Annotated in this window: 7 protein-coding genes and 1 pseudogene; 4 read left to right on the top strand and 4 right to left on the bottom strand. The window is 39.1% G+C overall.

All coding sequences use genetic code 11. The features are described 5' to 3' along the window. Positions 1 to 42: 42 nt before the first annotated feature. Together DSM106972_RS43495 and DSM106972_RS43490 are read right to left on the bottom strand one after the other, a co-directional pair. Positions 43 to 675, bottom strand: coding sequence for an AI-2E family transporter (locus DSM106972_RS43495; protein WP_127086546.1), 633 nt, complete (start codon positions 673 to 675; stop codon positions 43 to 45). Positions 676 to 783: 108 nt separating this feature from the next. Further along, the gene (locus tag DSM106972_RS43490) at positions 784 to 1,260 is read right to left on the bottom strand and encodes a MarR family winged helix-turn-helix transcriptional regulator (RefSeq protein WP_127086545.1); all 477 of its coding nucleotides are present in this window, start codon (positions 1,258 to 1,260) and stop codon (positions 784 to 786) included. A 608-nt stretch (positions 1,261 to 1,868) separates the two neighbouring features. Between DSM106972_RS43490 and DSM106972_RS43485 the strand changes: the two are divergent. Beyond that, a pseudogene (locus DSM106972_RS43485) lies at positions 1,869 to 2,013 on the top strand (ATP-binding cassette domain-containing protein); the annotation flags it as partial. Between the two features lie 331 nt (positions 2,014 to 2,344). Here DSM106972_RS43485 and DSM106972_RS43480 read toward each other — a convergent pair. Continuing rightward, a complete protein-coding gene (locus DSM106972_RS43480) occupies positions 2,345 to 2,860 on the bottom strand; it encodes a MarR family winged helix-turn-helix transcriptional regulator (RefSeq protein ID WP_127086544.1) in 516 nt (171 codons plus the stop codon). Between the two features lie 128 nt (positions 2,861 to 2,988). On the opposite strand from DSM106972_RS43480, the gene DSM106972_RS43475 reads away from it, so the two are divergent. Genes DSM106972_RS43475 through DSM106972_RS43465 form a run of 3 tightly spaced genes read left to right on the top strand, consistent with a single transcriptional unit; the run spans position 2,989 to position 5,797 of the window. Then, positions 2,989 to 3,492, top strand: a complete 504-nt coding sequence (locus DSM106972_RS43475) for a hypothetical protein (RefSeq protein ID WP_127086543.1) — start codon at positions 2,989 to 2,991, stop codon at positions 3,490 to 3,492. Between the two features lie 42 nt (positions 3,493 to 3,534). Then, positions 3,535 to 5,148 (top strand): iron uptake porin, encoded by a 1,614-nt coding sequence (locus DSM106972_RS43470; RefSeq protein ID WP_127086542.1) that lies wholly within the window; start codon positions 3,535 to 3,537, stop codon positions 5,146 to 5,148. A gap of 37 nt (positions 5,149 to 5,185) precedes the next feature. Further along, the gene (locus DSM106972_RS43465) at positions 5,186 to 5,797 is read left to right on the top strand and encodes a hypothetical protein (RefSeq protein WP_127086541.1); all 612 of its coding nucleotides are present in this window, start codon (positions 5,186 to 5,188) and stop codon (positions 5,795 to 5,797) included. A gap of 184 nt (positions 5,798 to 5,981) precedes the next feature. On the opposite strand, the gene DSM106972_RS43460 is transcribed toward DSM106972_RS43465, so the two are convergent. Further along, positions 5,982 to 6,806 carry a class I SAM-dependent methyltransferase gene (locus DSM106972_RS43460; RefSeq protein WP_127086540.1) on the bottom strand — a complete coding sequence of 275 codons (825 nt, stop codon included), beginning with the start codon at positions 6,804 to 6,806 and terminating at the stop codon, positions 5,982 to 5,984. Positions 6,807 to 6,949 lie beyond the last annotated feature (143 nt).

Raw genomic sequence — 6,949 nt, 5'->3', positions numbered from 1 at the left:
AGCGTGTAAAATTTAACTCTAACGTCTCTTATTAACTTTTCGTTACATAGTTAGGAATTTTGGCGCCGACTTACTTATTTGCTCTCTCCACCATAAAGGCAACCAACTTAATAAACCTTTCCAAACTCTATCACCACTCAAAGTCAACACAAGCGTGAAAACAAGGATTAAAAAAATATTCGCAATACTACCAAGAGTCTCAAAAGCAACATTAAACACTTGACTAGCGATTACCTGAACTTGGTGAAGTAACTGGTCACTAAACTGAGCAGTAATTCCATCCAAATTTATGGGTAGCTGTCGAGCTTCTACCCAAGCATTGAGAACATCGACTTGTTTGTCAATTAATTCAATCCAATGCGGTAGATTAATTAGTAAATCGTTAGCTTGGAGGATAATTTCAGGCACCAACGTTAGAGCTATAGCAGTTATACCAATCAAAGCACTTACGAATACCAGTACTACTGCTAATACTCGCTTTAAACCAAGTTTTTCCAAAAACCCAATTGGGTAATCGAGCAAAAATGCAAACAAAATAGCTAGAACCACTATTGTAGCTAGAGGTTGCACTTGTTGTACGAGTATAAGCAAAAGCCAAGCGTTGAGGAATAGCATCGGAAAAAACAGTCCCCAACGGAATTCAGAAGGAATTAGTGCAATAGCTTTCTGTATCATTTGCAATGACTACCAGATAAAGTATCATTAATTATAACTACTATACCATCTAGACGGTATAGTTAAAGCATTTACGTTGAAGAATGGTTCGTAATTAGTTTGCTTTAATCATTTATTAAAATCTAAATTCGCAATAGAACGCAGGAGATATTCGTTAAAATCCTTTTGTTCAGAGGGTGTAAAATTTGAGAAAAAGCGCGCTTCGGTTTCATCTACTATATTGTCACCTTCGCGCAAAAGCTCCTCACCACGCTGTGTCAGATAAGTCTCCAGCACTCGACCACGTTTCGGGGGGCGCCGAGTAATTAGTTTTGCTTGCTCCAAGCGTTGCAACATTGTGGTAGAAGCTTGTGGAGACACAAAAGCAAAACGCGAAATATCTGCACCTGAACAACCAGGATTTTCATATATAATTCGCAATGACCCCCATTGGGCTGTAGTTAGTCCTATAGGCGCCAAGGCAGTATCAAGGACAGTTTCAAGCACAGCGCAGGCTCGGTAAACATTAATAATCTTGCGGTTGTTAATAAATTGATTCACCTTTAAACTATGCTCTCGCCCGCCAAAAATATTTGCTACATACATTGTGCCTGAATCATCCTTAAATTGGACACACTGCCAAAATAATTATGAACCACTATAGATACGTTAACAGATTTTTCTTACAATATCAACTTGTTGACATAGATAAGGCAATCTTTCTAATTCTTTCTTTGCGTTCTTTGCGGTTCGTTTTTCTTACCCAAAACTATTGACATTGAATAACAGTACATCTTAACTATATGGTTTTCGCAACCTTTCTGCAAGAGAAGGTAAGATTTTCTTGTTGCCAATATCAACTTGTTGAGATAATGAGGTTCAAATGTATTAAACAATATTTTGCCTTTCTGTAAAATTTACTCTTTGAATAATGAATAGATGGTAGTAATACGGCTGGCTAATCTTTTTCACACTGCGTAATATCCTGGCTTTTAGTCTAATTTTAAATTTAATGGGGAATTAAGATGAGTTTCCAAGTGATATCCAAGCCGTTAAAAAATCGGTGGATGATTGCTTTAATTATTGGCGCCACTTGTATGACAGGGGTGACGGTTTTCTATGGGTTTTCTCAGATTGGGCAAACTCCGAAAGTCCCAGAAAAAACCACAATACCTCAAGTTAAGCAAGTTACAGCCTTGGGAAAACTTCAACCAGTGATAATGACTGGGCCATCTGGTTCTGGAAAAACCACCCTACTAATCTTTAATGGGGGGTTTGCGGTCGGCACAATCTGGAAGCTTAAAAATACTTGGACAAGAAATTTGCGGCGCCACAAAGAAACAACTAACGCAATTACGATAGAGTAGCTGCTATTTTAAATTACAACCGCGCGTTTGCTAGATTACAACGTGCTGTTACCGCGCGTGTCCAATAATCTATATTTATTATTCATTGCGCGAGCAATAATATGCTCATCAATGTGAGGATAAAACAGCAAAGCTTTTGGGGAGCGGGAGCAAGCGCTTATATCAGGAACACTAGATTAGATTGTTGTAAACCTTTCTTAAAGTTTTGTATACTGTCCTATAGCATCAGTGCTAAATACATGAATATTAAACATATTAAGTATTTTGAGGTTGAGCTTCTGAGGAGTATTGACTATTAACTATTGGCTGCGAGGAAGTTCTTGTTAGGTTGGGTTTTGAAAGTCTGGATTTGACAGAGCATCTGTTCCAGTTTGTACCTTGTTTAATAACTTAATCAGAGTTTTCTTCTCTGTTGATGTAAGATTTGCCATTAATCCTGTGGTGCGACAGAAATGATCGGGCAATATTTTAGCAACTAACTGGCGCCCTTTTTGAGTCAGACGAATAATCAGTCTTCGACGGTCGCTAGGATGTGCTTCGCGTTTAACTAGTTCTTCTCGCTCAAGTCCATCTAAAAGCCCAGTGATAGTAGCACGAGTTACATCAGCGCGTTCAGCAAATTCAGAAGGTGTAAGTCCTTCGGAAGCAACATACAACTGCATTAATAGTGTAAATTTTCCGATTGAAAGACCATAACGAGCAAAGTGGATATCGAAGGCTGCATAAACGGATGCCGTTACATCAAGAAATGCCAAACAGGTTTCGACAGAGGGAATATCTAGTTCAGAATACTGGTTAGCAAGTTCATCAATAGCTTGGCGATTTGGGAAAGTTCGCATAGAGGTGTATTTATGGATAGCTACCTTATTATAAGCCGCCTAACAATATTTACTTTAATTGGCAGGCATGACATAATACCGTTAGGTGCCTAACTATCAGGCAGCTAATTTAATTAGGGATTTTGGTCATGAAATTGAAAGTACACCAGAAAAATTGGTTGTTGAGCTTCCATATTGTTTCTGCAAGCATTTGGTTTGGGACTGCTTTTTGCTCACTAGCTCTTGCTTACTACTATCAAAACTGGGCAAACGGTAACGAACTCTATGCAATCAATGCAGCACGTAACTTAATGGGTGAGTTGATTATTGTTCCTTCAGCAGTTTCATCTTTAGTTTCGGGGTTATTTTTGTGCAGCTTTACAGTTTGGGGATTTTTCAAGCATCGCTGGGTAATTGCAAAGCAGATTTTAACTATGATGCTCATCATCATTGGTTCAGTTTGGCTTGGCCCTTGGACTAAAAAAGCTACATCTATTTCTGCAACCGAACGTTTACAAGTCTTGCAAAATCCTACCTATGTTTCTATTCGTGATGCAGTGATTGTTGGAGGCGCCGTACAAACGCTTGTACTTGTACTCATCATCGTAATTTCAGTATTGAAACCTTGGGGACGGCGTAAAACATCTCTGTAACCATGCTTGCCAAATAAAAATAGCCTTCAATATCCGCACGACATGTTAAATTACACTGCTGCCACCAATATCTACCAGAAATCTATAACTCGTACCATTGCTCTTGGAATTAGTTTGTTACTTTACTTGCTCTTGACTAAATATTCAGCAAAAGCAGAAACTAACGTTTTTCAAAGCGTAACTGAGATGAGTGAGGCGCCTTCTGGTGATCAAATCACATCGGTCGATGAACTTTCTGATGTTCAACCTAGTGATTGGGCATTTAAAGCACTACAATCACTGATAGAACGTTACGCTTGTATTGCTGGATACAATAGCAATTTCCGTGGTAATCGCGCAATCACCCGTTATGAGTTTGCTGCTGGTCTAAATACTTGTTTTAACAACATTATTCAATTTATGTCATCAGCTACAGACGGAAGCGTTAAAACAAAAGAACTCACAACCTTAAAAAAGCTCCAAGAAGAGTTTGGCACTGAACTCGCTATCTTGCAAGAACAAGTAGATACTTTGCAAGCTCATACAGCAGGTTTGGAATCACAACAATTTTCTACAACTACCAAGTTACAAGGACAAGTAATCATGTCTGTTAATGCAGGTGGGTTTGATGGAAAACGAATTACCGACTCTAATGGGAGAGAACTAGCTGATACAAATCCTAACCCAACAGTAATATATAGAGCGGGAGTTGATTTAAATACAAGTTTCCACGGTACAGACTTACTCAAAATACGAGTTGAGACTGGTAGTGGTGGCGCATTAGATAATGCCGCAGGAGTTCTAGAACCAAATTTCGGTAGTTCGTTGGACTACTCAGTTAAGCCACCTGTAGACCGTGATATGGTAATCGGAAGATTATATTACACCTTTAGGCCAAGTAGTGATTTCATAGTTTCTATTGGGCCAGATATTCGCGCGACTGATTATTTAGACCGTAACAGTTATGCTAATCGAAGTTTTTTAGACTTTAGCACTCAACCTTTTGTAAATAACTTTATTCTCTTTCCTGTTAGTGGCCCAGCTTCTGGAGGTGCAGTTGACTGGAAACCAGGACAAGGAGCATTTGCATTACGAGCGGTGTATGCTGTTGCTGATGCAGCGAACCCAGGTAACACTGGGCGAATTACTGGCGCCTCATCATTTTCACGTTTGTTATATCCCAATTCACCGGGTGGAGAGCGTGGCTTATTTGGTGATAGTTATCAAGGAACTATGGAGATAGAATATTCCCCTACTAAGAATTTTGCTTTGCGTCTGCAATACAGCGGTGGAGAAGTATTTAGCAACCGCTTTGATGTAGTTGGCGCCAATTTTGAGCTTACATTAGGTACACAGTTTGGAATTTTTGGTAGGTACGGCTACAGTCGCTTTGATAACACAGTATTTGGGGATATAGAACCAAATTATTGGATGGCAGGGGTTTCTCTACGAGATTTATTCCAAGAAGGCGCCATTCTTGGGGTAGCAGTTGGTCAACCATTCATAGATAGTAATATTGGCGATGCAACTCAAACAAGTTTAGAAGCTTTTTATAACTATCCGTTGAGCCAAAATATTCGTATTACACCATCGGTTCAAGTCATTACTAATGCAGGAAACCAAGATAGTAACGGTGATATTGTAACAAGCACACTTCGCACAGTATTTTCTTTTTAGTCAAAATTTAAACAAGCATAAAATAGGAGTTTTAACAGTGATAAAAATTAACTATTACTTTGCTCAATTCATCATCTTAATATTGCCCAGTGCTGCAATTATGTTTGAGAACTCTAGTCAAGTTTTGGGTGCCCCTGCCCCTTCTATATCGAATGATTCCAATTTAACTCAAACTAGCCAAATACAACCAACATTTCACACTAACCAAAATGAAAAAGATATAAATTATAACCAAAGCTACATAGGAATTGGCGCCAATTTTGGCATCAGTGGAGATGCAACGGGTATCACAGATACCAATTTTGCAATTCTTGGTAAAACAGCATTCACAGGAAATTTTGCGTTGCATGATGTAACAACAATATTCGGTAATAGTACAGCAACTAGTGCATTAGCTCTAACTGGTTCAATTCCAATAAGAGATAGTGCAGGGCAAGTAATTGCTTCACCTTTTATAGGTGGCGGTACGCTTATTAGAGTTACTAGTAAATTTAAATTAGACCCTTTACTAGCAGCAGGAGTAGATGTTCCAATATCTCAAGACCTAACGGCAACAGTTCGCGTAAATATAGGTTTTATTGGTAATGATACTGACGCCGGACTATTAGTTGGGATTGGCTATAATTACACAGGAATTTTTGGTAAATAACTTCTAATTGCTCAATACCTTCGCCAGATTTCGGAGTCATAACCTAGCATCAACGCTTCTAGAATTAAGGTTTTTTCGTATAAGAGAAACAAGCTTTATAATTCCCAGACTAGTTAAAAACTCCGTCCCGTTATTCCACACCGGGTTTTTAGATTCAAAAGCTTGATGTATAAGGACTCTGGGGTCAACGTGTAGCAGACAGATTCAATATTTTGTTTGACTGGAAACGTTGACGGCAAAAGTCTTTTTGCCAATCATATTTTTGGCGAAGGTATTGATTGCTGTAATGTTTTTTTTCACAGGATATAAAAAGAATGGTTGGAACAATGCCACATCCAGGAACGCGCTCTATGGCTACCTGTGTCGCTTCTGGTTCGCATATTTGTTTAATCTCAAAACCAGTTCCAATCAAAGTGTTGATATAAGTAGATAATTTTCTGTGATAGGCGCCTAAGATACCTCGGATTCGATTTGAATTAGCCGACTGCCAAAATCCCTCTGTAAAGTACTGCGTCACTTCCAAACTGACTTTTCCAGCTGCATCAGTACGCCATTGACTATGAGGCGATTCAAAACAGGGATGGGTAATGGCAAACCAAAACCAGCCTCTTGGACGAAGTATCCGATATACTGCATGGCACAGTGCCTCTAAATCAGGAATATCCATTAACGCCAGATAAGAAGTTGCACCATCAAAGCTGCAATCATCAAGCTGTGCAAGCTTTTGAGCATCGTCAAGCAAATACTGAATACCAAGCCCAAGCTGCTGTTCTTCTCGTTGTGCAATTTCAATCAGTTGAGAAGAAATATCTATTCCAACAACTCGTGCCTTTTTTTGAGCCAATTCACGAGCAATACGTCCTTGTCCACAGGCTACATCGCATATTAACTGGTTATCCACGGCGCCGATAAAATCAAGGAAGGTCGATACAGTTGTATTGTCAACTGAGGTTTGATCACGTACCCAAGCGTCATACCAATTAGCAATCGAATCATACGCTGCTTGCATGTGTATTTCCTTGCACGACTCTCAACTACATCTAATTATTATAATCACGTAAGTGCCTGATGGTTAGTTTGGCTATTTGAGCCGCAGTGAATAAGCGTGCTGTCTATGATGATTGTCTTTGAATAGCAAGATTTTTATATTCG

This window comes from Dulcicalothrix desertica PCC 7102 (genome assembly GCF_003991905.1).
In the GTDB taxonomy this organism is placed as follows: Bacteria; Cyanobacteriota; Cyanobacteriia; order Cyanobacteriales; family Nostocaceae; genus Dulcicalothrix; species Dulcicalothrix desertica.
The sequence above is the reverse complement of the archived record's forward strand: the minus strand, read 5'-3'. Positions and strand labels throughout refer to the sequence as shown.

What these genes read in the sequence shown, in the direction of transcription:
- DSM106972_RS43495 (WP_127086546.1), bottom strand. Translation starts at nt 675, where the DNA reads ATGATACAGAAAGCTATTGCACTAATTCCTTCTGAATTCCGTTGGGGA.
- DSM106972_RS43490 (WP_127086545.1), bottom strand. Translation starts at nt 1,260, where the DNA reads ATGTATGTAGCAAATATTTTTGGCGGGCGAGAGCATAGTTTAAAGGTG.
- DSM106972_RS43480 (WP_127086544.1), bottom strand. Translation starts at nt 2,860, where the DNA reads ATGCGAACTTTCCCAAATCGCCAAGCTATTGATGAACTTGCTAACCAG.
- DSM106972_RS43475 (WP_127086543.1), top strand. Translation starts at nt 2,989, where the DNA reads ATGAAATTGAAAGTACACCAGAAAAATTGGTTGTTGAGCTTCCATATT.
- DSM106972_RS43470 (WP_127086542.1), top strand. Translation starts at nt 3,535, where the DNA reads ATGTTAAATTACACTGCTGCCACCAATATCTACCAGAAATCTATAACT.
- DSM106972_RS43460 (WP_127086540.1), bottom strand. Translation starts at nt 6,806, where the DNA reads ATGCAAGCAGCGTATGATTCGATTGCTAATTGGTATGACGCTTGGGTA.